Here is a 25,700-nt window from a genome sequence, read left to right as displayed (position 1 = left end):
ATGATCCTCAGCGAGAGACGGCGACGCGCACGGCGCCCAGTTCGGTGGAGCCGGTTCCGGCGCCGGTGTTGGCCGCGCCCCAGCGGAAGGGCACGCGAACGACCTCGCGCCCGCCCAGTTCGCGGGCCGCCTCGACGACAATGTTGTACTGGCCGGGCTGAAGGTTGCGCAGGCGGGCGGCGGGTACGGTGACGGTCTGGCGGCCCGGCGCGCGCGTGGCGCCGGATACGCCGTCGGCCGGCAGGCTCATGGCCCGACCGCCCTTGCGCCACCAGGTGCGCAGATCCTTCAGCCAATCCTTGCCGTCGCCCTCGTTATTGCGAGTCTGCTGATACCAGACGGCCAGGGTGCGTTCGGCCGACTGGTCCGGCTTTTCGATCCACACCGCGACATAGGGGCGATGATAGGAGGCGGTGTTCAGACGCGGAATCTCGACCGACACCGTCAGGTCGGCGGCCATGGCGGGCGCAGCGGCGGCGAGGCCGGCGGTGGTGATGACGACGGGAAGCAGGCGCATCGGAAAACTCGTCAGTGAATGAAGATCAGGGCGATAACGACGGGGATCAGCAGACCCAGCGCCGCCAGCGGCCAGGTTGAGGACCGACCCTTGGCGTGCAGGAACATCAAACCCAGCCCCGTGACGGCGAAGATGACGCAGGCCGCCGCGAAGACGTCGATAAACCAGAACCAGACCACGCCGGCGTTGCGGCCCTTGTGCAGGTCGTTGAGGTAGGCGATCCAGCCGCGCGTCGTCTTCTCGTGCAGGGTCTCGCCGGTCGAACGGTCGATGGTGACCCAGCCGTCGCCGCCGGGCAGGGCCAGGGCGACATAGACCTCTTCCGCCGTCGTCTCGGTCGGCTTGTCGGCGATCTCGACCTTCAGCGTCTCGGACGCCCAGCGCGCGACGGCGTCGGGGACGGGATCGGTGGTCTCTTCGGGGAAGGCCGCCAGCCGCTGCACCAGGGGCGCCGGCAAGGTCGCGGTCTGTTCGACCGTCACCGGATCGCCGGGGATCGAGGCCGCATGGTTCAGGGTGATGCCGGTGACCGCGAACAGGATCATGCCGACCAGGCTGACCGCCGCGGAAATCCAGTGCCAGCTATGCAGCTGCTTCAGCCAGAACGACCGTGCGCCGTTCAGCGCCGCCTTGGGTTTGGGGCCCTTGGCTGCGGTTTCGGCCTGACGCTGTGTGGCGAGTTCGGTCACGGGGTCGCTGTGCCATTGTTGCGAACGGGTTGCAATAGCATTTAGCGACGTTGCGACGCCTCTGGTGTCAGAGCTCGGTCCAGCGCCGCAGCAGATTGTGATAGACGCCTGTCAGTTCGATCACCGCCTGATCCTTCGGCCCCTTCTCGGACGCCACGCGCTGGGTGGCGATGTCCAGACGGAACAGGGTCTCGCGATCGGCGTCGTCGCGCACGAGGCTCTGCATCCACATGAAGGACGACACCCGCGCCCCGCGCGTCACCGGCGTGACCCGGTGCAGGCTCTTGGACGGATACAGGACCAGATCGCCGGCCGGCAGCTTGATCGCCTGCGACCCGTACATCTCCTCGATGATCAGTTCGCCGCCGTCGTAGTCCTCAGGCTCGGACAGGAACAGGGTCGCCGAGAGGTCGCTGCGAATGCGGATCGCCCCGCCGTTGCGGGACTGGCGGATGGCGTTGTCGACGTGCAGGCCGAACTGGTCCCCGCCTTCGTAGCGGTTGAACAGGGGCGGAAAGATCGTGTGCGGCAGGGCCGCGGCCACAAACATCGGATTGGCGTTCAGCGCCTGGACGACCAGAGCCGAGACCTCCTTCGCCACATCCGACTCTTCGGGCAGTTGCAGGTTCTTTTTCGCCGTCGCCGATTGATGGCCCGAGGTGGCGTTGCCGTCCGCCCACGGCCCGGCGTCCAGCCGCGCCCGCAGAGCCGCGACCTCGGCCTTGGAGAAGACTTCCGGAATCTGTAGCAGCACGGGCGTTCTCGCTGAAAGACGAAACGGCCCCGCGGGGGATCGCGGGGCCGTCAGACTAGGCCGGGGAAACGGCCTTTAGAAGCGCAGGTTCAGGGCCAGGATGGCCTGGCGACCTGCGGCCACGTCGGCGTGGTGAACACCATTGGTGCGCATGATGTAGTCCTCGTCCGTCGCATTCTTGACGTTCAGCTGAAGCGTCGCGCGATCCGTCAGATCATAGGCGGCGAAAGCGTCCACGCGGGTCCATTCGGGCGCATAGATGCGGTTATTCCCGCCGCCCGCGCCGCCCTGGTTCCCGCCCAGAGATTTGGACGTGTAGTAGACGCCGCCGCCGACCGTCAGCCGGGGCAGGACGCGATAGGTGGTGAACAGGCTGGCGCTGTGCTTGGGCGTATTGGCCAGGGGCAGGCCTTGCAGCGGATTGACGGTTGCGACCGGCGGCGTGCCCGACACGACCACGGCCGCCTTGGTCAGTTCGGAGTCCATGTAGGTATAGCCGCCGAACACGGTCCACTTCGGCGTGATGCTACCTGACACGCCTAGCTCGAAGCCGTTGACCTCGACCTCGCCCTCCTGACGGAAGATGTTGGGCTGAACCAGGATCAGGGCGTTCTTGCGTGTGAGATGGAAGGCGGCCGCCGACAGGGCGAGACGGTCGTTCAAGACATTGGCCTTGGCGCCGATCTCGTAGCTTTCGGTGTCTTCCGGATCCAGAACCGTGTTGGCGACGCCATCGACCGTGCCTGTACCGCCCGAGGCGTTCTGGTCGCCCGCCGAAATGGTCGGCGGCGTCGAAGAGGTGGACCAGGACGCATAGACGCTGCTGTTCTGCGTCGGCTTGAACACCAGACCGACCTGATAGTTGGTGAACTCCCAGGTCTGTTTCGGAACGGCCGTATAGCCCGTCGTCGTCCAGACGCCGGCCGACTGGGTCGCGGTCGCATTGACGCCCTTGACCAAATACTGGTCCCAGCGAACGCCCAGGTTCAGGATCAGTCGCTCGTTCAGGGTGATGCTGTCGTTCGCATAGACGCCGATGGCCTCGGTCGTGTTCGAGCTGGTCGGGCCGCGATTGATGAGACCGGTCCAGGCGTCGTCGGGGTTGGGGTTGTAGACCGGGGTGCAGTCTCCCGCGCCAAGCGCCCCAGCAGCGGTCGGATAGGACCCGCTGATTGTCGTCAGACCGGTCGGACAGGCCGAGCCCGAGGTGGTGTAGGTCGAATAGGAGGCGTTCCTGTTGTGCTCGCGCGACAACTCCACGCCGACGTCATAGCTGTGCTTGATCGAACCGGTGGCGAAATGGCCGAAGACATCGGTCACATTGGCTAGGGTGGCGACCGGGTTCCAGCGGGTCTTGGTGCCCCGCTTCATCCAGTAGGTCCCGTCCGCCGCGCGTCCGACATAGCCGCCGTCGCCGGGGTTGGTGACGATGTAGTCGTTCAGCGTCTGCGAGTAGCGGCTGACGTTGCGGATCGTGGCGAAATCGTTGAGGCGATGCTCGGCCTTGAAGGTGAACGCATCCACCTCATTGGTCAGGTAATCGCGCGCCTTCAGCCCATAGAAGCTGTCATAGGGCACATCCAGAACGCCGCTGTCGGTGGTGCGCGACTGGATCTTGGTGAATAGCGGAATGCCGTAATCCGGCATCTGGTCGCTGGTCAGGTGGTAGTAGCTGAAGACCATCGACGACGGCGTGCCCAGGCCGGCGCCCAGGCTGATGGCTGCACCCCATTTGTCGTAGTCGACGGCGTCGCGGCCCGGCACGTCGCCCTGGGCGCCCATCAGATTGATGCGCAGGGCGGCGGTCTCGCCCAGCGGCAGGTTCGCATCGACCGTGCCGCGCAAATAGCCGTCGGTGCCCGCGCCCGCGCTGACATTGGTGAAGGCGTTCAGCTTGGGCGATTTGGAGGCCAGGTTGATGCTGCCGCCGCCCGAACCGCGTCCCGAATAAACGGCGTCCGGCCCCTTGATGACCTCGACCTGTTCCAGGTTGAAGACCTCGCGCTGCTGGCCGCCCGTGTCGCGAATGCCGTCCACGAAGATGTTGTTGCCCGACGACTGGCCCCGGATGAAGGGACGATCGGCCAGGGGCTGACCGCCCTCGCCTGCTCCGAAGGTGATGCCGGGGGAGTTGGACAGCAGGTCCTGCAAGGACGAGGCCGAGGTCTGTTCGATGATGGCCTGGGGGATGACCGTCACGGCGCGCGGGATATCCACCAGGGGCGCGACGAACTCGGGACTGACGGGCGCCGGCTTCTTGAACTGACCGTTGACGTCGATCGTGCCCAGATTGGCGGGCTGGGACTGGTCGGCCGTGACGACCACGCCGTCCTCGGCGATCACATCAGCGGCTATGGCGGGGGCGGCGACCAGCATGCCGGCGGCGCTGGAGGCGAACAGAAGCGAGCGGAGCGCGGCGGCGCGGGATTCGGACATACTCTTGCGACCTTTTGGTCTGATTTTGCGATGCGCTCGCAATAACCAGCTCCACAGGAAGGCACAAGACAATTGCGAACAAATCGCAATCTTAATTAGCCGACGGCGCTGATGCTCCTCTGAGGCGCCGACGTGTCGATATGCAACCAGGTCGGATCGGGCATGGCGCGGTGGGCGGCGGCCAAGGCTTCGGACCAGCGCCGACCCAGATCGCGGAAATAGGGATCGTCCGCCTCGATGCGCCGCGCCGTGCCCGTCAGCTGGTCGCGCGGCATGACGATCAGGTCCAGCGGCGGGCCGACGGCGATGTTCGAGCGGATGGTCGAATCGAACGAGATCAGCCCAAGCTTCACCGCCTCGGACAGGGAGGTGGAGCTGTGCAGGGCGCGATCCAGAATGGGCTTGCCGTATTTCAGCTCGCCGATCTGCAGATAGGGCGTATCGGGCCCACACTCGATGAAGTTGCCCTGGCCGTAGATCAGATACAGCCCCATCTTGCCGCCGGCGATCTGACCGCCCAGCAGCATCGAGGCGGTGACGTTCAGCCCGTCGGCGGTCGGCGTCGGCGGCGTATTGATGCTGGCGCGCACGCTGGCCATCGCATGACCCAGAAGCTGGGCGGCGCGGAACAGGGTCGGGGCGGTCTGGAGCGTTTCCAGCTCGGTGGAGTCCGGCAGTTTGACCCCGGCCGCGACCATGGCCAGCGCCGTCTGGGTGACCGACAGATTGCCGGCCGTCGCGACCGCCAGGATCCGCTCGCCCGGCGACTTGTAGATGTGCAGTTTGCGATAGGACGAGATGTTGTCCACGCCCGCATTGGTGCGCGTGTCGGCGATCATCGCCAACCCGTCGTCCACCAGCATGCCTACGCAATAGGTCACTTCGCTCTATTCGCTCCCCGCGTTGCGAATCCCCAGACGCTAACAGATTCGCGCGTCATGCCTATCGGAGCCATCCACTGGATTGCAGTTGTTGCTGGCTCTGTTGCACCGGCCGCACATTCAGGGCGACGGTCAGTTGCTCCTGGCCGCCGCCATAGCTCGTGCCTCGGATCGGGGTGGCCCCGCGCGCGTCCAGGCCGACCGCGACCCGGACATAGTGTTCGGTGGGACAGATGCCGTTGGCCGGATCGAACCCGACCCAGCCCAGATCCTCGACCCAGGCCTCGGCCCAGGCGTGTGCGGCGTCCTGATCGTGGCGTCCATCCTGACGGCTGAGATGGCCCGAGACATAGCGGGCAGGCACGCCCAGCAGGCGCGCGGCCGAGATGAAGATCTGCGAATGGTCCTGACAGACGCCGCGCTTCTGGGCGAAGGCGTCGGCGGCGGTGTGGGAGGCGGAGGTCGAGCCGACCTCGAACGCCACCGTATCCTTCAGCGCGCTCATCAACCGATGCATCCGATTGAGCGTCGGGCCCTCGGGGATGGAGCGGGCGAAATCGACGATGCTGGCGTCGGCCTTCGTCATCGGGGTCTCGCGCAGATAGACCAGGGGGGACAACCGCTCGGCCTGGCCCTTCACGACGCCGCCCGTCTCGACGGTCGAGACCTCGCCGGTGACGCGGATGGTCAGGGCGTCGGTCGGCCGCTCGGTGTAGAGGCTGTGAACGATGTTGCCGAAGGCGTCCTCGCTGCGCCGCAGCCGGGCGTCCACGTCGGTCTCGATGCGCCAGTCGCGGACCTGCTGGCTTTCGCACGACTTGGGCGTCAGGCGCAGCATCTGGACGATGAACCGCGCGGGCCGGGCGTAGGCGTAGCGGGTGGAGTGATCGATCCGGATCCGCATGGTCAGACCAGATACTGTTCGTGAACGGCCGCAGCCAGGGCGTTGTTCTCGTTCAGGAAGCTCTGGATGTATTCGTGCAGGCCGGACTGGAAGATGTCTTCGATCTTGGCCTCGTTGAACTGGCTGAGGCGATTGGAGGCCAGCCGTTGCGCGGGGCCGCGCCGGCCGTAATCGGTGGCCAGCTTCTCCAGATAGCTGACGATCATGCCTTGGCACGAGGCCAGCGAACGCGGCATCTGGCGGTTCAGCACCAGCAGATCCGCCACCAGCCAGGGCCGCACGCTTTCGCGGTAAACCCAGCGATAGGCGGTCAGGGCCGAAACCTCGCGCAGCAGGGTCGTCCACTGGAAATAGTCCAGCTGCCCCCCGACCCGTTCGCCGGGCGGCAGAAGCAGGTGATATTTCACGTCGAGCAGACGCGCGGTGTTGTCGGCGCGCTCGATCGCCATGCCCAGCCGCAGGAACCAGTAGGCGTCATTGCGCAACATGGTCCGCGACGAGGCGCCCTCCACCGCCAGCGATGTCGATTTCACGAAGTCGAGGAAGTTGGTGAAGTCGTCGCGCTTGGTCGGTTCGCCCAGCTCGTTCAGACCGTTCCAGGCGCCGTTGATCGCCTCCCACAGTTCGATGGTCAGGGCGGTGCGCACCGAGCGCGCATTGGTCCGCGCCTTGGTGATGCAGGCCTTGATCGAGGTCGGATTGTCGAAGCCGAAGGCCAGATATTCCCGCACGGACTTTTCCGACACGGTCCGGCCGGTCGCGTCGAAGCCGGCCTTGACCCCCGACGAGGCGATGGCCCCGGCCCAGGCGGTGACGGCGGCCTGATCTTTCGCCGGCAGGGCGGCCAGACGGATCGCCGCCTCCAGAATGCGGGCGAGAAAGTCCGCCCGCTCCATGTAGCGGCCGGTCCAGTAGAGGCTGTCTGCAGTGCGTGAAAGCATCAGTTGTCCAGCACCCAGGTGTCCTTGGTTCCGCCGCCCTGGCTGGAATTCACCACCAGCGACCCCTCCTTCAACGCCACTCGCGTCAGGCCGCCGGGCGCGACGCGCACGCCGGCCTGACTGGACAGGACGAACGGCCTGAGATCGACGTGGCGGGGCGACAGGGCGCCGCCGTTCAGCGTCGGAGCCGTCGACAGGCTCAGCGTCGGCTGGGCGATGAAGTCGTCGGGATCGGCGATCAGCTTGGCGCGGAAATCCTCGATCTCGGCCTTGGTCGAGGTCGGCCCGACCAGCATGCCGTAGCCACCCGATCCGCCGACTTCCTTGACCACCAGTTCCGGCAGCTTATCCAGCACTTCCTTCAGGGCGTCCGGCTCGCGACAGCGCCAGGTCGGCACGTTCTGCAGGATTGCATCCTCACCCGTGAAGAAGCGGATGATCTCGGGCATGTAGGTATAGACGGCCTTGTCGTCGGCTACGCCCGTCCCGACCGCATTGGCCAGCGTCACCCGCCCGGCGAAATAGGCCGACATCAGCCCCGGCACCCCGATGGTGGAGTTCGGCATGAACGTCAGGGGATCGAGGAAGTCGTCATCGATGCGGCGATAGATGACATCGACGCGCTTGGGCCCCTCGGTCGTGCGCATGAAGACCGTGTCGTCATTGACGAACAGGTCCGTGCCCTGAACCAGCTCGACGCCCAGCTTGTCGGCCAGGAAGCTGTGCTCATAGTAGGCCGAGTTGAAGGGGCCGGGCGTCAGCACGACGATCGTCGGGTCTGCCCCCGCCCCGGCCGGCGCGGAGGCCTGCAACGAGCGCAGCAGCATGTCGGTGTAGATTTCGACCGGCCGCACCGCATGTTCCGCGAACAGATCGGGGAACAGCCGCATCATCATCTCGCGGTTCTCCAGCATATAGGAGACGCCCGACGGCGTGCGGCAGTTGTCTTCGAGAACGTAGAAGCCGTCCTCGCCCGTGCGCACCAGATCGACGCCCGAGATATGGCACCAGACGTCGCCTGGTGGACGACGGCCCTGCATTTCTGGCCGATAATGTGGATTGGTCAGGATCAGATCGGCCGGGACGATGCCCGCCTTGATGCAGTCCTGCGGGCCATAGATGTCTCTCAGAAAGGCGTTGATGGCGGTGACCCGCTGCTTCAGCCCCTTTTCCAGACCACCCCACTCGTCCGCGCCGATGATGCGCGGCACGACATCGAAGGGGATCAGCCGCTCGTTGGATTCCTCGTCGCCATAGACGGCGAAGGTTACGCCCATGCGGCGGAAGAACAGCTCCGCCTGGCGCGAACGCGCTTGCAGCAGATCGGCCGGCGCGTTTTCCAGCCAGGCCGCCAGCGTCTTGTAGCTGTCGCGGATCGCACCCGATCCGCCGCCATTCATTTCGTCGAAAGCTCTCGTCATCCGCCCCCGCCGCGTTGAAGTCGCAGCTTGAACGGTCACGAACGTAAAGCGCAACAGTTTTGTTGCACTGCGGCGACGCCTTATCCGACGGCCACCGCCTTCATCGACGCCGCCGGATCGGCCAGCTTGTCCACGTCCACGGGCGTCGCCTTGGCGATCAACTGTTTACCGGCCATGAACTCGGGCGGAGCGTTGACGGCCTCGACGCAGACGATGCGGTCGCCGTTCAGATGGAAGACTGCAAAGCCCGACGCCGTCGGATCGCCGCGCACCACCTGTCGGTCGGCGTCAAACGGCAGGCCGGCGATCTGAAGCTTGACGTCATACTGGTCCGACCAGAACCACGGCACTTCGGGCGTGGGTCCGGCCCGCCCGACGATGGCGGCGGCCGCCTGTTTGGCCTGCTCCAGGGCATTGGGAACGCTTTCCAGCCGGTGATGCACGCCGCCGTGGACCGGAATGGGGCGTCGCGTCATATCGCCGATGGCGAAGATCGCCGGGTCGCTGGTGCGCGCCTCGTCATCCACCACCACGCCGTCGTCGCAGGTCAGGCCGGCCGACCGCGCCAGGGCGTCGCACGCCAGGGCGCCGACACCCACCAGCACCGCATCCGCCGACACCACCGATCCGTCGGCCAGGGTCACGCCGTCGCGGGCCACGGCGACCACCTCAGCGTGGGTCAGAATTTCGACGCCGTGCGCCCGGTGCTGCGCCGTGAAGAAGGCCGACAGGGTCTCGGACGCCACCCGCGCCAGCACGCGCGGCGCGCGCTCGATCACCACAGCCTCAGCGCCCAGGGCCCGCGCCGACGCCGCTGCTTCCAGCCCCACATAGCCGCCGCCGACGACCGCCAGACGCTTGCCGGGCCCGAGGACCGCCTTCAGTCGCTCGGCGTCCTTAATCGTGCGCAGTTCCAGCAGATCGGGGTGGTCCCCGCCCGGAACCGGCAGCTTCCGTGCCGTCGATCCGGTCGCCAGCACGAGGATGTCGTAGGTCTCCGACGACCCGTCCTCAAAGACGACCGTCTTCGCGGCAGGCTCCACCGCCACGGCGACCGTCGCGGGTCGGAAGTCGATCCCCTGCTCGGCGTAGAAACTCAGAGGCCGCAGCAGCAGCGCCTCCAGATCCGCCTCTCCTTTCAGCCAGGCCTTAGACAAGGGCGGCCGCTGATACGGCGGCGCATCCTCCTCGCCCGCCAGCACGATGGAGCCTTCATGCCCATACTGCCGCAAAAAGGCCGCGACGGAGCCGCCCGCGTGTCCGGCGCCGATGATGAGAACCTTGGTCATGGGCGGACAGATAGAGCGGTGCGCGGGCTGAGGTAAGTCGTGATTGGTGAATCGTGAGCCGTGACTGAACCCTCGACCCAATCACGAGTCACCAGTCACGACTCACGCCGCACCTCTTGACCGTTCCACCGTTACAGCATAGTGGAACGCGCATGACGACTTCTCCTGCCCGTGACGACCTGCATGACGCCCTGCTGTCGATGCAGACGCGCGCCGAGATCGACGCCTTTCTGGCCGATCTTTGCACGCCTGCGGAACTGCGCGCCTTCTCCGAGCGCTGGCAGGTGGCGCGCCTGCTTGACGCCGGCGGCAAATCCTATCGCGAGATCGCCGCAGAGGCCCATGCCAGCCCCACCACCGTCGTCCGTGTCGCCCGCTATCTGAAAGACATGCCGCATCAGGGCTATCGCCTCGCCCTGGACCGCCTGAAGAACAAGAACTGAGTATCCGAACATGAGCACCGTGCAGGGCCGGCTTCGCATCGCCGTCCAGAAATCCGGCCGTCTGGCCGACCGCAGCCTCGACCTGATCCGCGACGCGGGCCTGAAATGGGTCAAGGGTCACAACGACCTGCTGTACCGGGTCGAGAACTATCCGATCGACCTGCTGCGCGTCCGCGACGACGACATCCCCACCTTCGTGGCGGACGGCGTCTGCGACCTGGGTATCGTCGGCGAGAACGTGCTGGAGGAAGGCCGCAACGGCGGGCCCAACGCCTCGATCGTCATGCCGCTGGGCTTCGGTCGATGCACGCTGAAGATCGCCACGCCTCCGACGCTGACCTATGACGGTCCGGCCTCGCTGGACGGTCTGCGCATCGCCACCTCCTACCCTAAGATCCTGCGCCGCTTCCTCGACGAACGCGGGGTCAAGGCCGACATCGTGGTCATGCGCGGGGCCGTCGAGGTCGCGCCCCGGCTGAAACTGGCCGCCGCCATCTGCGACCTGGTCTCGACCGGCGCGACGCTGGAGGCCAACGGCCTGGGGGCCAAGGATACGGTTCTGGAAAGTCAGGCCGTGCTGATCCAGTCGCCCGTGGCGCCCGAGCCCGCGCTGCAGCAGCTGTTGGACAGCGTCATCGAACGGATGGCGGGCGTGGTGTCCTCTCAAGGCGCCAAATACGTCATGCTGAACGCCCCGCGCTCGGCGCTGGACGAGATCACCGCCATCCTGCCCGGCGCAGGCTCGCCCACCGTCATGCCCCTGATGGGTCGCGACGACGCGGTCGCCGTCCACGCCGTCTGCCAGGAGGCCGTCTTCTGGGAGACGCTTGAGAAGCTGAAGGCCGCCGGCGCCTCGGCCATTCTGGTCCTGCCGATCGAGAAGATGATGTGATGAAGCGCATCGATTGGTCTTCCCTCGACGCGGCCGGCAAGACGGCCGCCCTGGCCCGCCCGGCCCAACGCACCGCCGGCGACGTGACCGAGGTCGTGCGCACCATCCTGGACGACGTGCGCCAGCGCGGCGGCGCGGCCGTAACCGACTGGTGCCTGAAGCTGGACAAGGCGCCGCCCCGTCGCATCGCCATCACGCCCGAGGCCGTCGCCGAGGCGCGCAACGCCCTGCCGCCCGGCGATGTGCGCGCCCTGCGCATGGCGGCCGACAATGTGCGCGTCTTCCACCAGGCGACCCGGCCCGAGGACACCCCCTTCGTCGAGACGACGCCGGGCGTGCGCTCGAAACTGGCCTGGCGTCCCATCGCCTCGGCCGGCCTCTATATTCCGGGCGGCACGGCGCCGCTGTTTTCGTCGCTGCTGATGCTGGCCATTCCGGCCGGCGTCGCGGGCGTAGGGCAGCGCATCGCCGTGACGCCGCCGAACAAGGACGGCGGCATCCACCCCGCCATGATCCTGGCCGCCGCTGAGGCGGAGCTGGACGCCATCTGGTTGATGGGCGGGGCCCAGGCCATCGCCGCCCTGACCTTCGGCGTCGAACTGGAGGACGGGATCATCCCGGCCTGCGACAAGCTGTTCGGACCCGGCAACGCCTATGTGGCCGAGGCCAAGAAGCAGGCCTCGGCCCTGCCCGGCGGTCCCGCCGTCGACATGCCGGCCGGCCCGTCGGAGTTGATGGTCATCGTTGATCGCGACGCCGCGCCCGAGATCGCCGCCGCCGACCTGCTCAGCCAGGCCGAGCACGATGCGGATGCACAGGTTCTGCTGGTCTCCACCAGCCGCGCCACCATCGACTACATCCTGAGCGAGGTCGAGGTTCAGGTCGCAACCCTGCCCCGCGAAGCCATCGCCCGCGCTTCTCTGAACGAGGCCCGCGCCATCCTGGTCCGCGACCTCGACGCCGCCGCAGAAGTCGCCAACCTCTATGGCCCCGAACACCTGGCGATCCAGATCGACGATCCCGAGCCGCTGGTCGATTCGATCAAGGCCGCCGGGGCCGTCTTCGTCGGCCGGTTCGCCGCCGAGACGCTGGGGGATTATGCCGCCGGTCCCAGCCACGTCCTGCCGACCGACGGGGGCGCCCGCACCCTGGGCGGGGTCACCACCGCCAGCTTCATGACCACTATGTCGGTCCAGCTGGTATCCGAGGCCGGCGCCCGTCAGCTGGCCCCCATCGCCGCCCGCCTGGCGCGGATGGAGGGCCTGGAAGCCCACGCCCGCGCCGCCGACTTGAGGGCCGAAGGATGACCCTGCCCGCTCCCTATCCGCCGCTGGTTTCCGGCGGCGAGGGGTTGGATCGCTATCCCGGCGACGCCTCCGCCCTCGCCGCTCGCATGGCCGCCGTCTATGGCGCGCCTGCCGAACGGGTGCTGCCGGTGCGTGGCCTGACCCACGGGCTGGAACTGGCCTATCGCCTCGCCGCGCGCGACGGCGGCTCGGTCGAGGCCCCCAACGCCGAGCCCTATGACAGCCTGGCCGCCATCTATCCGGCCAAGGGCGAACCCGCCCCAGAAGCAAGTATCGTCGTCATCCGCGCCCTGGGCTCGCCTGAGGCCGTCGCCGAAATGGCCGCCCGCGTCGCGCCTACCCTGCTGGTGGTGGACGAAGGACTGATCGAGTTCTCCGACAGCGTCTCGGCCGTGACCGTCGTCGCCGATCAACCGAACCTGGTCGTGCTGCGCAGTCTGTCTCTGGCCTATGGTCTCGCCGGCGCCCGCGTCGGCGCGGCGATCGCCCAAGCCGAGACCCTGGCGCGTCTGGCGTCGGTGCTGGAACCCTATGCCCTGCCCGAACCGCTGGTGCGGCTGGCGATGCAGGCGCTCGATCCGTCTCGGATGATCGAGACCGCCGAGCGGATCGCCTCGGTCCGGCGCGAGCGCGAACGGGTCGTGCGCGAACTGGGCCGCCAGATGCCGGTCGAACCGGGCGTCGGTCCCATCATCATGGCCCGCCCCGAAGCGCCCGCCGCCGCCCTGGCCGGTCTGAAGGCCTACGGCGTTGAGGCCGATTTGTCCGGCGAGCGTCTGCGTCTGCCGATCTCGATCAAGTCCGAGGTCAACGACCGGCTGCTCGCCGCCTTCGGCCTGACGCCCGCCAAGCGCCGCCCCGTCCGCGTCGGTCAGGCCGTGCGCGACACCAAGGAAACGCGCATCGTCTGCGCCGTCGATCTGGATTCGCCCGGTCCGGTGAAGATTGAGACCGGCGTCGGCTTCTTCGATCACATGCTGGAGCAGATCGCGGCCCACGGCGGCTTCTCGCTGCGTCTGCAATGCGAAGGCGACCTGCACACCGATCCGCACCACACGATCGAGGACAGCGCCATCGCCCTGGGCCAGGCGTTGAAACAGGCGCTGGGCGAGCGCAAGGGCATCGCCCGCTATGGCTTCGTCCTGCCGATGGACGAGGCGAATGCGACCGTCTCGATCGACTTGTCCGGCCGTCCCTATCCGCTGTTCGAGGGTGCGTTCGAGACGCCCTTCATCGGCGACTACCGCACCGACCTGACCGCTCACGTGTTCCGGTCGCTGGCCGAGGCCATGGGCGCGGCCGTGCACATCAAGGTCACGGGCCAGGACGACCACCACAAGACCGAAGCCGTCTACAAGGCCTTCGGCCGCGCCCTGCGCCAGGCCATCCGCGTCGAAGGCGACGCCGTGCCGTCGACCAAAGGTGTGCTGTGACCGAGGTCGCCATCATCGCCTACGGCGCCGGCAATGTCGCCTCGGTCCAGTTCGCACTGGAGCGGCTGGGCGCGACCGTGCGCCTGACCGACGATCCGACCGTGATCGCCGAGGCTGAACGGGTCATCCTGCCTGGCGTAGGCGCGGCCGGATACGCCATGAAGCGCCTGTCGGACCTGGGTCTGATCGCGCCGATCCGCGCCTTCCCGCGGCCCCTGCTAGGTGTCTGCCTGGGTCAGCAACTGCTGTTCGGATCGAGCGACGAGGGCGACGGCGTCGATCTGCTGGGTCTCATTCCCGGCGCGGTGACCCGGCTGAAGCCTGCGGGCGATCTGCCGGTGCCGCACATGGGCTGGAGCCGGTTGACGCGCGACCGCGACGACCCCTTGCTGGAGGGCGTCGCCGACGGTGCCTATGCCTATTTCGTCCACGGCTTCGTCTGTCCCGACGGACCGGCGACCCTGGCGCGCGCCGACTATGGCGGCGTCGTTCCGGCTGTGGTTCGATCCGCCAACCGCTGGGGCTGCCAGTTCCACCCCGAACGCTCGGCCGAGGCCGGGGCGACCATCATCAAGAACTTCCTGGGCCTGCCATGCTGATCTACCCCGCCATCGACCTGAAGGACGGCGTCTGCGTGCGCCTGATGCATGGCGACTTCGCCCAGGTGACGCATTACGACCAGCAGCCGGCCGCCCGCCTGACGACTTTTGCGGCCGAGGGCGCGGAGTGGATTCACATCGTCGATCTGGACGGAGCCGAGGCGGGCGAGGCGCGTCAGCACGCCCTGATCGGCGAACTGACCCAGGCCATCGACGTCAAGGTTCAGTCGGGCGGCGGCGTGCGCAGCGCCGACGATGTGAAAAAGCTGCTGGACGCCGGCGTGTCGCGCGTCGTGGTCGGATCGCTGGCGGTGACCCAGCCCGAGGCGGTGGCGACCTGGTTGGAGACCTTCGGCGTCGAGCGCATCACCCTGGCCCTGGACGTCAAGATCGAGGACGGCGTGCCGGTCCCCGCGCTGAAGGGCTGGACCCAGTCCTCGGGCATGACGCTTTGGGAGGCGCTGGATCGGTATCCCAAGGGCACGGCCAAACACCTGCTGGTGACCGATGTCGGTCGCGACGGCGCCCTGACCGGGCCGAACCTGGATCTGCTGGCCGAAATCCGCAGCCGTCGGCCGGATCTGGTGTTGCAGGCCTCTGGCGGCGTTTCCTCGCTGAACGACATCGCTGCAGTGAAGGCGCTGGGCTGTCACGGCTCCATCGTCGGACGCGCGCTCTACGAGAACTGCTTCACCCTGCCCGAGGCGATCGCGGCGGCCAAACGCTTATGACCGTCCATCCTGCATCAAGCCGGGCGGTCAAATGACCGCCCGGCGGATCATCCCCTGCCTGGACGTGAAGGACGGCCGGGTGGTCAAGGGCGTGAAGTTCGTCGGTCACACCGACATGGGCGACGCGGCCGAGCTGGCCGCCCGCTATCGCGATGCGGGCGCCGACGAACTGGTCTTCTACGACATCACCGCCAGTCCCGAAGGGCGGACGCTGGACTACGGCTGGATCAAGGACATCGCCCGACTGCTGGACATTCCTTTCTGCGTCGCCGGCGGCATTCGCACCGTGGAGCAGGCGGCGCGCTGCCTGGACCACGGGGCGGACAAGGTCTCGATCAACTCTCCCGCCTTGGAACGGCCCGAACTGATTGCCGAGATGGCGGCGCGGCTGGGCAGCCAATGCGTCGTCGTCGGCGTCGACAGCCGGTTCGAGCACGGAGACTGGGTGGTGCACAAATATACCGGCGACCCCGATGCACGCCGTCATGCCGGCAAGCGGACCCTGGACTGGCTGGACGAGGCGCAGGGCCTGGGTGCCGGCGAGATCGTGCTGAACTGCATCGATCAGGACGGGGTTCGGCGCGGCTATGATATCGAGCAGCTGTCCGCCGCACGGGCACGTCTGACCATTCCCCTGATCGCCTCGGGCGGGGCCGGCGCGCCCGAGCATTTCAAGGCTGTGTTCGAGCAGGCCGACGTCTCCGGGGCCCTGGCCGCCAGTGTCTTCCACACCGGCGCCATCGCCATTCCGGACCTGAAACAATACCTGGCCGACCAAGGCCTGGAGATGAGACTGTGATCGACCCGAACACCATCGACTTCGCCAAGGGCGCCGGCCTGGTCCCCGTCGTGGTGCAGGACGCCGCCACGCTGCAGGTCCTGACCCTGGCCTATATGGATCGCGCGGCGCTGGACGAGACGATCGCCTCCGGCGAGGCCACCTTCTTCTCGCGCTCGCGCGGAGGGCGGTGGAGGAAGGGCGAGACCTCGGGCGACCGGCTTCACGTCGTCTCCATCACGGCCGACTGCGACGCCGACGCCATCGTGCTGGGCGTCAGGCCGGTCGGAAACGCCTGCCACCTGAACCGAACGAGCTGTTTCGGAAAGGCCGACGCGCCGGGCCTGGGTCGGATCGCCCGGCTGGAGCGCACCATCGCCGAACGGGCCGCTGCCGATCCGTCCGAAAGCTGGACCGCCCGACTGATCGCACAGGGGCCCAAACGCATCGCCCAGAAGGTCGGCGAGGAGGGCGTGGAGACCGCTCTGGCCGGCGTCGCCGGCCCGGACGAGGAACTCGCCAGCGAGGCTGCGGATTTGATCTATCACCTGCTCGTTCTTCTCCATGCCCGTAACATGGTGTTTCAGGACGTGCTGGACGTGTTGGCCTCGCGAGCGGAAGCGGCCAAAGACAGCGGCTAGACCGTAAAGGCGTGCGTCCCGACAAATGGGATCATCGAGGGACAAGACATGGCGGCTCTCATTCTGTTTGGCGGCGGCGGCGATCTGGCGATGCGCATGCTCCTGCCGTCGCTCTACTTCCTCGAACACGACGGCCTTCTGCCTGAAGGACTGAAGATCATCGGCGCCGCGCGTTCAGAAGAGAGCGCCGACGACTATATTGCCAAGGTGCACGAGGCGGTGAAGGCGCGCGCCGAGGCGGACAAGGTTTGGGACGAAGCCAGCTGGTCGCGGATGAAGGCCCGCCTGGACTATCTGGCGGTCGACGCCACCTCGCCCGAAAGCCTGAAGCCGCTGAAGGACAAGGTCGGCGACGGGGAGGTCACCTCTTTCCTGGCCGTGTCCCCCTCGCTCTATGCCCGCATCGTCACGGCGATGAAGGCGGCGGGCCTTGCCGAAAAGAACTGTCGTATCGTGCTGGAAAAGCCGGTTGGGCGCGACCTGAAGTCCTTCCTCGAAATCGACGACGCCGTGGCCCACGCCTTCAGCGAGAACCAGGTCTTCCGCATCGACCACTATCTGGGCAAGGAGACCGTCCAGAACCTGATCGCCCTGCGGTTCGGCAACACGATCTTCGAACCGCTGTGGAACAACCTGTCCATCGACCACGTGCAGATCACGATCGGCGAGACGGTGGGGGTCGGCGACCGCTGGCCCTACTATGACGAATACGGCGCCCTTCGCGACATGCTGCAGAACCACATGCTGCAGCTGCTGTGCCTGGTGGCGATGGAGCCGCCCAGCGACCTGGACCCGGACTCGGTGCGCAACGAGAAGGTCAAGGTGCTGCGCTCCCTGCGCCCTATCACGCCTGACGAAGCCGAGCGCGTGACCGTGCGGGGGCAGTATGTGGCGGGCGTCTCGGAGGGCAAGCCGGCCAAGGGCTATGACGAGGAGCGCGGCCAGCCGTCCGACACCGAAACCTTCGTCGCCGTTCGCGCCGACATCGACAACTGGCGCTGGGCGGGCGTGCCCTTCTTCATGCGGACCGGCAAGCGCCTGCCTGAGAAGCGCACCGAGATCGTCATCCAGTTCAAGCCGGTGCCCCACTCGATCTTCGACCGCGACGACCGGGGCGAGGTTCAGGCCAACCGGATGATCATCGAGCTGCAGCCCGAGGAAGACATCTCTCTGACGGTGATGAACAAGCGTCCGGGCCTGGATCAGCGCATGCAGTTGCAGCCGATCAAGATGAGCCTGTCGTGGGGTGTGGACGGCAAGTCCGCCGCCCCGCCACGCCGCCGCATCGCCTATGAGCGGCTGCTGCTGGACGCGATGGCCGGCGATTCAACCCTGTTCGTGCGCCGCGACGAGGCCGAGCAGGCCTGGAAATGGGTGGACGAGGTGTCCGAGGCCTGGGCCGAATCCGGCTTGAAGCCCGACGACTACGTCGCCGGAACCTGGGGCCCCGACAGCGCCGACATGCTGATGATGCGGACCGGCCGCGACTGGAATACGACCGATGTCTGAGACCCCCGCCATCGAAACCTTCGCCTCCGTCGAGACCTGGGCCGAAGCCATCGCCGCGCGTCTGGCCGAAACGCTTGGCGCGGCCGTGCGCGACCATGGCCAGGCCCTGTTCGCCGGTCCCGGCGGTTCGACGCCTGCGCCCGTTTACCGCCGCTTGGCGGCGACCGATCTGGACTGGTCCAAAATCGCCGTGACCCTGGTGGACGAGCGGTATGTGCCCGAGACATCGCCGGACTCGAACGCCCGTCTGATCCGCGACGTGCTGCTTCAGGACAAGGCGGCGACGGCCCGCTTCATCCCGCTCTATACGCCCGAGGTCACCGTGGACCGCGCAGCCATCGTGGCGGCCAAGGCCCTGGGCAATGCGGGCGGGCGGTTTGATGCGGTGCTGCTGGGCATGGGCGAGGACGGCCATATCTGCTCCATGTTCCCCGAGAGCCCGACGCTGAAGACCCTGCTGACGCCGACGCTGAAGCCCACGGTGCTGGGCGTGCCGCATGGGCGCGACGGCATGGCGCCGACGCTCGAACGGCTGTCGATCAACCTGCCCTATCTGATGTCTGCGGGCCGGGTGATCCTGGGCCTGAAGGGCGCCGCCAAGCGTCGTGTCTTCGAAGAACAGGCCCAGGGCGATCCCAAGATTCAGCCCATCGCCGCCCTGATCGCCGCCGGCGTTCCCCTTGAAGTTCTGTGGACGGAGGAAGGCTGAAATGGCGCTTCATCCCACCGTGGCGGCCGTCACCGCCCGCATCGTCGAAAGAAGCCGCGAGACCCGCGCCGACTACATCCGTCGCATGGACGCCGCGCGCGACAGCGGCGCCGGACGCGCCAAGCTGAGCTGCGCCAACTGGGCCCACGCCTTCGCGGGCCAGACGATCGCCGACAAGCTGACCGCGATGGACGGATCCAAGCCCAACCTGGGCATTGTCACCGCCTATAACGACATGCTGTCGGCCCACCAGCCGTTCGAGCGCTTCCCCGACGTGGTGCGCAAGGCCGTGCGCGAGGTCGGCGCCACGGCCCAGGTCGCCGGCGGCACCCCCGCCATGTGCGATGGCGTCACCCAGGGTCGTCCGGGCATGGAGCTGTCGCTGTTCAGCCGCGACCTGATCGCCATGTCGGCGGGCATCGCCCTGACGCACGACGCCTTCGACGCCGGCCTGATGCTGGGCGTGTGCGACAAGATCGTACCGGGCCTGTTCATGGGCGCCCTGGCCTTCGGCCATCTGCCCGTCGTCTTCGCACCCGCAGGCCCGATGCCGTCGGGCATTCCGAACGCGGAAAAGGCCCGCGTCCGGGCCGAATATGCGCAGAACAAGGTCGATCGTCAGACCCTGCTGGAAAGCGAGATCGGCAGCTATCACTCGCCCGGCACCTGCACCTTCTACGGCACGGCCAACTCCAACCAGATGATGATGGAGCTGGGCGGACTGCACATGCCCTCCACCGCCTTCGTCCACCCCGACACCGGCCTGCGCGACGCCCTGACCGCCGCGGCCGCGAAACGGGCGGTCGAACTGGCGCGCAGCGGCGAGTGCCGCATGGCCGACGTCATCGACGAGAAGTCCATCGTCAACATGATCGTCGCCCTGCTGGCAACCGGCGGCTCGACCAATCACGCCATCCACCTGGTCGCCATGGCGCGGGCGGCGGGGGTGCTGATCGACTGGACCGACATGGACGAGCTGTCGTCGGTCACGCCGCTGCTGGCGCGGGTCTATCCGAACGGCTCGGCCGACGTGAACGCCTTCCAGGCCGCCGGCGGCGTCGCCTTCATCGCGCGCGAGCTGGCGATGGCGGGCAATATCCACACCGACGTGACGACCATCATGGGTCGCGGAATTGAGGCCTATTTCCAGGAACCGTCGATGGTGGACGGCGAACTGGTGTGGCGCGACGGGGTTCAGGAAAGCCTCGATCTCGACATCCTGCGCCCGGCCTCCAATCCCTTCGACAAGGAGGGGGGCTTGCGTCTGGTTCAGGGCGACCTGGGTCGCGCGGTCATCAAGATCTCCGCCGTCAAACCCGAGAACCGCATCGTCGAGGCGCCCGCCGCCGTGTTCGAGACCCAGGAAGACGCACTGCAAGCCTTCCGGGACGGCAAGCTGTTCCGCGACGTGGTCGTGGTCCTGCGCTTCCAGGGGCCCAAGGCGAACGGCATGCCCGAACTGCACAGCCTGTCGCCGGCCCTGTCGGTCATCCAGGACAAGGGGTTCAAGGTCGCCTTCGTCACCGACGGCCGCATGTCGGGCGCCAGCGGCAAGACGCCCGCCGCCATCCACGTCTCGCCCGAGGCCCTGGCCGGCGGCCCGCTGGCCCATGTTCAGGACGGCGACATCATCCGCCTGGACGCAGAAGCCGGGGTTCTGACCACCGTCGGGGTTCCCGACCTGACCGCCCGTCCGCTGGCCGCCCGGTCCGCCGTCAACGCCGAAGGTTCGTCCTGGGGCTATGGCCGTGAGCTGTTCGGCGCCTTCCGCCATGTGGTCACGACGGCCGAGCAGGGAGCGACGGTCTGTTTCGCCCTGCCGACCGGCTCACGCGGCAACGACGACACCCCGCCCAATCCCAACTTCGTCGATCGGACCGTGGACGCCTGATCCACCGAACCGAGCGCAGGAAACGCCCCAATGAATGACAAGACCCTTCTCGTCGGCGATGTCGGCGGCACGAACGCCCGCTTCGCCGTGGCCCGCATGGTTGACGGCAAGCCCGTGCTGGACCACCACGAGAGCTTCCCGGCCGAAACCTATCCGACCTTCCTGGAAGGCGTCGCCGCCTTCATCGACGGCTGCGAGGTCAAGCCGACGGGCGGCGTGATCGCCGTCGCCGGCCCGGTCACGGACGGCGCCATCGACCTGACCAACTCGCCCTGGCAGGTGTCGGAGGCGGAGCTTCAGACCCTGGGCCTGAAGCCGGTCAAGCTGATCAACGACTTCGAGGCCCTGGCCTGGGGCGCGCCCATCGTGCCGGAAGACCAGCTGGAGAGCCTGGGCGGACCGGTCGACGGCGATCCGCACTGCACCGTCGCGGTGCTTGGCCCCGGCACCGGCTTTGGCGTCTCGGCCCTGGTACGCGACGCGGCCGGCAAGGAAATGGCCATGCCGTCCGAGGGCGGGCATGCCTGCTTCCCCCCCGGCGATCCGGTCGAGGATGAAATCCTGCGCATCCTGCGTCGCCGCTATGACCGGGTGTCGATCGAGCGTCTGATCTGCGGGCCGGGCCTGCTGAACATGCACCGTGCCCTGGCCGAGATCGACGGACGCGAGACCCATATCGACGATCCAGCCCAGATCACCGCAACGGCCCTGGCCGATCCGAACAGCCCGTGCGGCGCGACCCTGGCCCGCTTCTGCGCCATCCTGGGCGCGGTCGCCGGCGACATCGCCCTGACCACCGGCGCGCGCGGCGGCGTCTATATCGCCGGCGGCATCGTTCCGCGCATCCTGCCCTTCATCAAGACCAGCCCTTTCCGCCAGCGCTTCGAACGCAAGGGCAGGTTCAAGGAGTATATGCAGGACATTCCGACCAAGGTGATCATGCACAAACACGCCGCCCTGCTGGGCGCTGCGCGGGTCGCCTTCGCCCAGTCGGAGGGCTGACGCGACGGGCGATCACGAAAATCTCACGGCGGCGTGAACCGAACCGTCACCGTAGCGTTTGAGAGTTTCCATCTAGGAGAGGAAACTCAAATGAAAAAGTTCGCCATCGCCGCCGCTTCGGTCTTCATGCTGGCCGGCGTCGCCGCCTGCGGTGAAAGCGCCGCCGACAAGGCCGCTGAAAAGCAAGCCGACGCCATCGAAGCGACGGGCGAAGCCCGCGCCGACCAACTGGAAGCGCAGGCCGCGACCGCTCCGACCGCCGCTCAGGCTGACGCCCTGAACGCCCAGGCCGATCAGGTCGAGAAGAACGCCGACCGCAAGGCCGACATGGTCGAGCAGAAAGCCGGCAACGCCGATGGCGGCATGACCACCGCCAACACGCCTTCGACCCACTAAGGTCTGGCGACCGCCTAAATCCGTTTACGGATGGATCAGCCCCCGTCGCTTGCGACGGGGGCTTTTTCCTGCCTGCGACCTCAGTCGATGCACAGGGTCGGGCCGGCCATGCCGTCCTCGACCGTCGTATGGCAGCCGAAGCGGTCGCTGGTCGCCTGGCAGACGCCGGTCGCCGCCGTCCCCGGCGTCACGCCGCTGTTGCCCTCGATGCGGCAATCGCCCTGGCACTGATCGCCGTCGGTGCAGCGCTTGCCGGCGTCGGCGTAGGAGATGACGCACTGCCAGGACTGCATCCGCCCGACCTGTTTCATCGTGCCGCCGCGCGTGGCGCAGGACGCGGCGTCGGCGCTCTGCATCGGCGCATCCGACGCCGCTCCCGTGGTCTGTGGCGAGCAGGCGGCGGCCACAAGCGCAACGGCGGCGATGAGGGATGTGCGGATCATGAGATCTGTCCTTTGGTGAAGCCTGACCAGACGTCGTCGTAGTCGAGCTGCATCTGCGGTGATTCCGACGCCCATTTCGTGACGCGGATCGGCATGCGCATCTCGAACATGAAGGCCAGGGTGTTTTCGATCTTGTGCGGCTTCAGCTCGGCCTTGATCGCGCCGTCATAGCTGGCCTGGTCGGGGCCGTGGCCGCTCATGCGGTTGTGCAGCGATGCGCCGCCCGGCGCGAAGCCGCCGGCCTTGGCGTCATAGGCGCCGGTCACCAGACCCATGAACTCGCTCATCACGTTGCGGTGGAACCACGGCGGGCGGAAGGTGTCCTCGGCCACCATCCAGCGCGGCGGGAAGATGACGAAGTCGATATTGGCGGTCCCCGGCGTCTCCGACGGACTGGTCAGGACGGTGAAGATCGACGGATCGGGGTGGTCGTAGCTGACGGTGTTGATCGTGTTGAACCGCGCCGTGTCATAGCGGCAGGGCGCCAGATTGCCGTGCCAGGCGACGACGTCCAACGGGCTGTGATCGAAGGTCGTGGCCCACAGACGCCCGCCGTATTTCTGGACGCACTCGGTCGGGCGATCCACGTCCTCATAAGCCGCGATCGGAGTCTCGAAGTCGCGAGGATTGGCCAGGCCGTTCGAGCCGATGGGGCCGAGATCCGGCAGGCGGAACGGGCTGCCGTAGTTCTCGCACACATAGCCGCGCACTGGCCCCTCAACCTCGACGCGGAAGCGTACGCCGCGCGGGATCAGGACGATGTGACCCGGCTGGGCCTCGATGACGCCGAACTCGGTGACGAAGCGGTGGTCGCCTTCCTGAGGCACGATCAGCAGTTCGCCGTCGGCGTCATAGAAGACCCGGTCGGTCATCGATCGGTTGGCGACATACAGGTGAATGCCCGCCCCGGCGCCGCCGTCCGGTTCGCCATTGCCGCCATAGGTCGTCAGCCCCTCGACCCAGTCGGTCGCACCCTGCGGCATCGGCAGCGGGTCCCAGCGCATCCGGTTGGGATTGGGCGGCGTCTCGTCGAACGGACCGGAGCGGACCCGCCCCTGATCGAAGGGGGTGTACGGCCCATGCTGGGCCGAGGGACGCAGGCGATAGAGCCAGCTGCGCCGGCTCTCGGCGCGCGGGGCGGTGAAGGCCGTGCCGGACAGCTGTTCGGCATACAGGCCCATCGGCGTCTTCTGCGGCGAGTTTCGACCCACCGGCAGGGCGCCGGGCGCGGCTTCGGTCGCGAAATGATTGCCGAAACCGGTCATGTAGGCGGGCGCGTTGGATCGCGTCATGTCGTGTCTCCCTATGCCCCTCGTTTAGCCGTCCCCGGCGCCAGCGTCACCCTTTGCCCGTCAGGCAACAGCTTGGCGGTTGGCGCGTTGCTGTGGCCTCGCGGAGAGATTTCCATGACCTATCTGACCCGGGCGGTGTTCGCCTTCGCCAGCCTGCTGCTGTTGCTGGCGGCCATGGCCCTGATCGGGTTCGGGGTGAAGGAGGCGCTGCAAGGCATCGGCTCGCCCGACAAGTCCGGCGCAGACGCGGTTCTGGACGTGCTGGGCTATGTCATCGTCGCCATCGCCGTCTTCGACGTGGCCAAATACATCTTTGAGGACGAGGTCCGGCGCGGCAACGAAAAGCGCAGCGCCGCCGAGGCCCGGCGCAGCCTGACCAAGTTCCTGTCGACCATCGTCATCGCCCTGTTTCTCGAAGCGCTGGTGGTGGTGTTCAAGACGGCGCGCGAGGACGTGGCGCAGTTGCTCTATCCCACCGCCCTGCTGATCGCCTCGGTGCTGGTGCTGGTGGGCCTGGGCGTCTTCCAGCGCCTGTCGGCCACGGTCGAGGAGAAGGTCGGCGACGACGACGAGGCCGAGGACCGCAAGGACAAGGTCAGGCGAAAGGCCGCGCCCTAGCCTTTGCTCGGCAGGAAGGGCGAGAAGGTGATGACGGTGAAGGTGTCGCGCACGTGCGGCCGCGTCTGGACCTGTTTCGTCACGAAGGTGCCGATGTCGGCGTCGCGCGGCAGGTTGAACTTGGCCAGCAGGTCGTGCTGACCCGAGGTGGAATAGACCTCCGAGACGTTCTCGACATTGTCCACGATATCGGCCGCCACGTCGTTGGCGTAGCCCAGCTCGCATTTGATGAAGACGAAGATGGCGGTCATCATGGCGGATCAGTCCTCTGGTTCGAGGGCGCTTCTAGCGGACGAAGACGTGACGGGTAAGCCGCAAGACACAGACGCCGTTTTGGAGGCGCAATACAACAACCGCGCCCTGGTCCCCGACCACCCCGCCGTGATGGCGCGCTGGAAGGCGGGATCGGAGGCCGCCCGCGCCGTCCATCCGCCGCAGGTCCTGAAATACGGCCCGGGCGAGCGCGAGCGGATCGACTGGTTCGACGCCGGAGACGGCGCGCAGGTCGTGGTCTTCCTGCACGGCGGATACTGGCAGGCGCTGGATGCGGGCTGGTTCAGCTTCGTGGCGCCGCCCCTGCTGGCCCACGGCGTCAGCGTCGCCATTCCGACCTATGATCTGGCGCCGAACGTGCGGCTGAGCCGGATCGTCGATCAGGCGCGGGCGGCGATCGATCTGATCCGCGACCGCACCGGCACGGCGCCCGTCGTCAGCGGCCATTCGGCGGGCGGGCATATGGCCGCCTGCCTGCTGGCGGACGGGCGGGCCTCGGCGGCGGTCGCTATCTCGGGCGTGTTCGATCTGGAACCGCTGATTCCCACCTCAATCAACGTCGCCCTGGACCTGAGTACGGCCGAGGCTGAGGCCCTGTCGCCGATGCGCTGGCCGGCGCCCGCGGGCGCGGTTCTGGACTGCGTTGTCGGCGGTGCGGAAAGCGAGGCCTTCGTGGATCAGAGCCGCGCCATGGCCGCGCGCTGGGGCGACGCCGGGGCGAAGACACGGTTCGAGGCTATGCCAGGCCTGAACCATTTCACGGTTCTGGATCCACTGTTCCATGCCGAGAGCGCCCTAGTCAAACGGCTGGCCGACCTGGTCCATCGACGCTGAGCGGCGATCAGACCCAGCAGCGAAAAATAGAGTCTAATTCGTCTAATTCGTATAAAATCCCCCACTCCCCTCCCTGA

The 25,700-nt window shown here is 67.2% G+C and carries 27 protein-coding genes; 15 read left to right on the top strand and 12 right to left on the bottom strand.

The features are described 5' to 3' along the window. Positions 1 to 7: 7 nt before the first annotated feature. The 9 genes from E7T10_RS05115 to E7T10_RS05075 all read right to left on the bottom strand — a co-directional run bounded on the left by E7T10_RS05115 (position 8) and on the right by E7T10_RS05075 (position 9,832). Positions 8 to 517, bottom strand: coding sequence for a DUF2271 domain-containing protein (locus E7T10_RS05115; RefSeq protein WP_137720972.1), 510 nt, complete (start codon positions 515 to 517; stop codon positions 8 to 10). A gap of 11 nt (positions 518 to 528) precedes the next feature. Next, on the bottom strand, positions 529 to 1,206 hold the full coding sequence (locus tag E7T10_RS05110) for a PepSY-associated TM helix domain-containing protein (RefSeq protein WP_137720971.1): 678 nt from the start codon (positions 1,204 to 1,206) through the stop codon (positions 529 to 531). Positions 1,207 to 1,273: 67 nt separating this feature from the next. Continuing rightward, a complete protein-coding gene (locus E7T10_RS05105; RefSeq protein ID WP_137720970.1) occupies positions 1,274 to 1,960 on the bottom strand; it encodes a Fe2+-dependent dioxygenase in 687 nt (228 codons plus the stop codon). Between the two features lie 75 nt (positions 1,961 to 2,035). Then, positions 2,036 to 4,396 (bottom strand): TonB-dependent siderophore receptor, encoded by a 2,361-nt coding sequence (locus E7T10_RS05100; protein ID WP_137720969.1) that lies wholly within the window; start codon positions 4,394 to 4,396, stop codon positions 2,036 to 2,038. A gap of 95 nt (positions 4,397 to 4,491) precedes the next feature. Beyond that, positions 4,492 to 5,277 carry a peptidase gene (locus E7T10_RS05095; protein WP_137720968.1) on the bottom strand — a complete coding sequence of 262 codons (786 nt, stop codon included), beginning with the start codon at positions 5,275 to 5,277 and terminating at the stop codon, positions 4,492 to 4,494. 61 nt (positions 5,278 to 5,338) lie between these two features. Then, complete coding sequence (locus tag E7T10_RS05090) at positions 5,339 to 6,181, bottom strand: transglutaminase family protein (protein WP_137720967.1); 843 nt, start codon at positions 6,179 to 6,181, stop codon at positions 5,339 to 5,341. A gap of 2 nt (positions 6,182 to 6,183) precedes the next feature. Next, a complete protein-coding gene (locus E7T10_RS05085) occupies positions 6,184 to 7,122 on the bottom strand; it encodes an alpha-E domain-containing protein (protein ID WP_091748762.1) in 939 nt (312 codons plus the stop codon). Continuing rightward, the gene (locus tag E7T10_RS05080; RefSeq protein WP_137720966.1) at positions 7,122 to 8,543 is read right to left on the bottom strand and encodes a circularly permuted type 2 ATP-grasp protein; all 1,422 of its coding nucleotides are present in this window, start codon (positions 8,541 to 8,543) and stop codon (positions 7,122 to 7,124) included. The genes E7T10_RS05085 and E7T10_RS05080 overlap by 1 nt, the downstream gene beginning before the upstream one ends. A gap of 80 nt (positions 8,544 to 8,623) precedes the next feature. Beyond that, positions 8,624 to 9,832 carry an NAD(P)/FAD-dependent oxidoreductase gene (locus E7T10_RS05075; protein ID WP_137720965.1) on the bottom strand — a complete coding sequence of 403 codons (1,209 nt, stop codon included), beginning with the start codon at positions 9,830 to 9,832 and terminating at the stop codon, positions 8,624 to 8,626. 152 nt (positions 9,833 to 9,984) lie between these two features. Between E7T10_RS05075 and E7T10_RS05070 the strand changes: the two genes are divergently transcribed. The 13 genes from E7T10_RS05070 (at position 9,985) to E7T10_RS05010 (ending at position 22,163) form a co-directional block, all read left to right on the top strand. Next, on the top strand, positions 9,985 to 10,275 hold the full coding sequence (locus tag E7T10_RS05070; RefSeq protein WP_039244205.1) for a YerC/YecD family TrpR-related protein: 291 nt from the start codon (positions 9,985 to 9,987) through the stop codon (positions 10,273 to 10,275). 10 nt (positions 10,276 to 10,285) lie between these two features. After that, positions 10,286 to 11,167: an ATP phosphoribosyltransferase gene (hisG, locus tag E7T10_RS05065; RefSeq protein WP_039244204.1), complete on the top strand. Its 882-nt coding sequence runs from the start codon at positions 10,286 to 10,288 to the stop codon at positions 11,165 to 11,167. Beyond that, a complete protein-coding gene (hisD, locus tag E7T10_RS05060) occupies positions 11,167 to 12,474 on the top strand; it encodes a histidinol dehydrogenase (RefSeq protein WP_137720964.1) in 1,308 nt (435 codons plus the stop codon). The genes hisG and hisD overlap by 1 nt, the downstream gene beginning before the upstream one ends. Beyond that, positions 12,471 to 13,907 carry an imidazoleglycerol-phosphate dehydratase HisB gene (gene hisB / locus E7T10_RS05055; protein ID WP_137720963.1) on the top strand — a complete coding sequence of 479 codons (1,437 nt, stop codon included), beginning with the start codon at positions 12,471 to 12,473 and terminating at the stop codon, positions 13,905 to 13,907. The genes hisD and hisB overlap by 4 nt, the downstream gene beginning before the upstream one ends. Continuing rightward, positions 13,904 to 14,506, top strand: coding sequence for an imidazole glycerol phosphate synthase subunit HisH (hisH, locus tag E7T10_RS05050; protein WP_137720962.1), 603 nt, complete (start codon positions 13,904 to 13,906; stop codon positions 14,504 to 14,506). Before hisB ends, hisH begins: the two co-directional genes overlap by 4 nt. After that, a complete protein-coding gene (hisA, locus tag E7T10_RS05045) occupies positions 14,500 to 15,237 on the top strand; it encodes a 1-(5-phosphoribosyl)-5-[(5-phosphoribosylamino)methylideneamino]imidazole-4-carboxamide isomerase (RefSeq protein ID WP_137720961.1) in 738 nt (245 codons plus the stop codon). Before hisH ends, hisA begins: the two co-directional genes overlap by 7 nt. Positions 15,238 to 15,268: 31 nt before the next feature. Continuing rightward, entirely contained in the window at positions 15,269 to 16,036 is a 768-nt protein-coding gene (gene hisF / locus E7T10_RS05040) for an imidazole glycerol phosphate synthase subunit HisF (protein WP_137720960.1), read from the top strand. Further along, positions 16,033 to 16,656, top strand: coding sequence for a bifunctional phosphoribosyl-AMP cyclohydrolase/phosphoribosyl-ATP diphosphatase HisIE (hisIE, locus tag E7T10_RS05035; protein ID WP_137720959.1), 624 nt, complete (start codon positions 16,033 to 16,035; stop codon positions 16,654 to 16,656). Before hisF ends, hisIE begins: the two co-directional genes overlap by 4 nt. A 48-nt stretch (positions 16,657 to 16,704) precedes the next feature. Beyond that, entirely contained in the window at positions 16,705 to 18,165 is a 1,461-nt protein-coding gene (gene zwf, locus E7T10_RS05030; protein WP_091748787.1) for a glucose-6-phosphate dehydrogenase, read from the top strand. Then, on the top strand, positions 18,158 to 18,874 hold the full coding sequence (pgl, locus tag E7T10_RS05025) for a 6-phosphogluconolactonase (protein WP_137720958.1): 717 nt from the start codon (positions 18,158 to 18,160) through the stop codon (positions 18,872 to 18,874). Before zwf ends, pgl begins: the two co-directional genes overlap by 8 nt. A gap of 1 nt (position 18,875) precedes the next feature. Continuing rightward, positions 18,876 to 20,765: a phosphogluconate dehydratase gene (edd, locus tag E7T10_RS05020; RefSeq protein ID WP_137720957.1), complete on the top strand. Its 1,890-nt coding sequence runs from the start codon at positions 18,876 to 18,878 to the stop codon at positions 20,763 to 20,765. 30 nt (positions 20,766 to 20,795) lie between these two features. Then, positions 20,796 to 21,767 carry a glucokinase gene (gene glk / locus E7T10_RS05015; RefSeq protein WP_137720956.1) on the top strand — a complete coding sequence of 324 codons (972 nt, stop codon included), beginning with the start codon at positions 20,796 to 20,798 and terminating at the stop codon, positions 21,765 to 21,767. Between the two features lie 90 nt (positions 21,768 to 21,857). Continuing rightward, positions 21,858 to 22,163 (top strand): hypothetical protein, encoded by a 306-nt coding sequence (locus tag E7T10_RS05010; protein ID WP_137720955.1) that lies wholly within the window; start codon positions 21,858 to 21,860, stop codon positions 22,161 to 22,163. A gap of 80 nt (positions 22,164 to 22,243) precedes the next feature. Here the strand turns inward: E7T10_RS05010 and E7T10_RS05005 are convergent, their stop codons facing one another. Both E7T10_RS05005 and hmgA read right to left on the bottom strand, forming a co-directional pair. After that, entirely contained in the window at positions 22,244 to 22,606 is a 363-nt protein-coding gene (locus E7T10_RS05005; RefSeq protein WP_137720954.1) for a hypothetical protein, read from the bottom strand. Then, positions 22,603 to 23,898: a homogentisate 1,2-dioxygenase gene (hmgA, locus tag E7T10_RS05000; RefSeq protein ID WP_210416152.1), complete on the bottom strand. Its 1,296-nt coding sequence runs from the start codon at positions 23,896 to 23,898 to the stop codon at positions 22,603 to 22,605. Before hmgA ends, E7T10_RS05005 begins: the two co-directional genes overlap by 4 nt. Positions 23,899 to 24,012: 114 nt before the next feature. Here hmgA and E7T10_RS04995 point away from each other — a divergent pair, with 114 nt between their 5' ends. After that, positions 24,013 to 24,516 carry a GNAT family acetyltransferase gene (locus tag E7T10_RS04995; RefSeq protein WP_137720953.1) on the top strand — a complete coding sequence of 168 codons (504 nt, stop codon included), beginning with the start codon at positions 24,013 to 24,015 and terminating at the stop codon, positions 24,514 to 24,516. Here E7T10_RS04995 and E7T10_RS04990 read toward each other — a convergent pair. Next, positions 24,513 to 24,770: an Lrp/AsnC ligand binding domain-containing protein gene (locus tag E7T10_RS04990; RefSeq protein ID WP_039244189.1), complete on the bottom strand. Its 258-nt coding sequence runs from the start codon at positions 24,768 to 24,770 to the stop codon at positions 24,513 to 24,515. The two genes, E7T10_RS04995 and E7T10_RS04990, sit on opposite strands and share 4 nt — an antisense overlap. Between E7T10_RS04990 and E7T10_RS04985 the strand changes: the two genes are divergently transcribed. After that, on the top strand, positions 24,757 to 25,623 hold the full coding sequence (locus E7T10_RS04985) for an alpha/beta hydrolase (protein WP_137720952.1): 867 nt from the start codon (positions 24,757 to 24,759) through the stop codon (positions 25,621 to 25,623). The two genes, E7T10_RS04990 and E7T10_RS04985, sit on opposite strands and share 14 nt — an antisense overlap. Positions 25,624 to 25,700: the final 77 nt, after the last annotated feature.

The sequence above is a fragment of the Brevundimonas sp. SGAir0440 genome (assembly GCF_005484585.1).
Taxonomy (GTDB): domain Bacteria; phylum Pseudomonadota; class Alphaproteobacteria; order Caulobacterales; family Caulobacteraceae; genus Brevundimonas.
The sequence above is the reverse complement of the archived record's forward strand: the minus strand, read 5'-3'. Positions and strand labels throughout refer to the sequence as shown.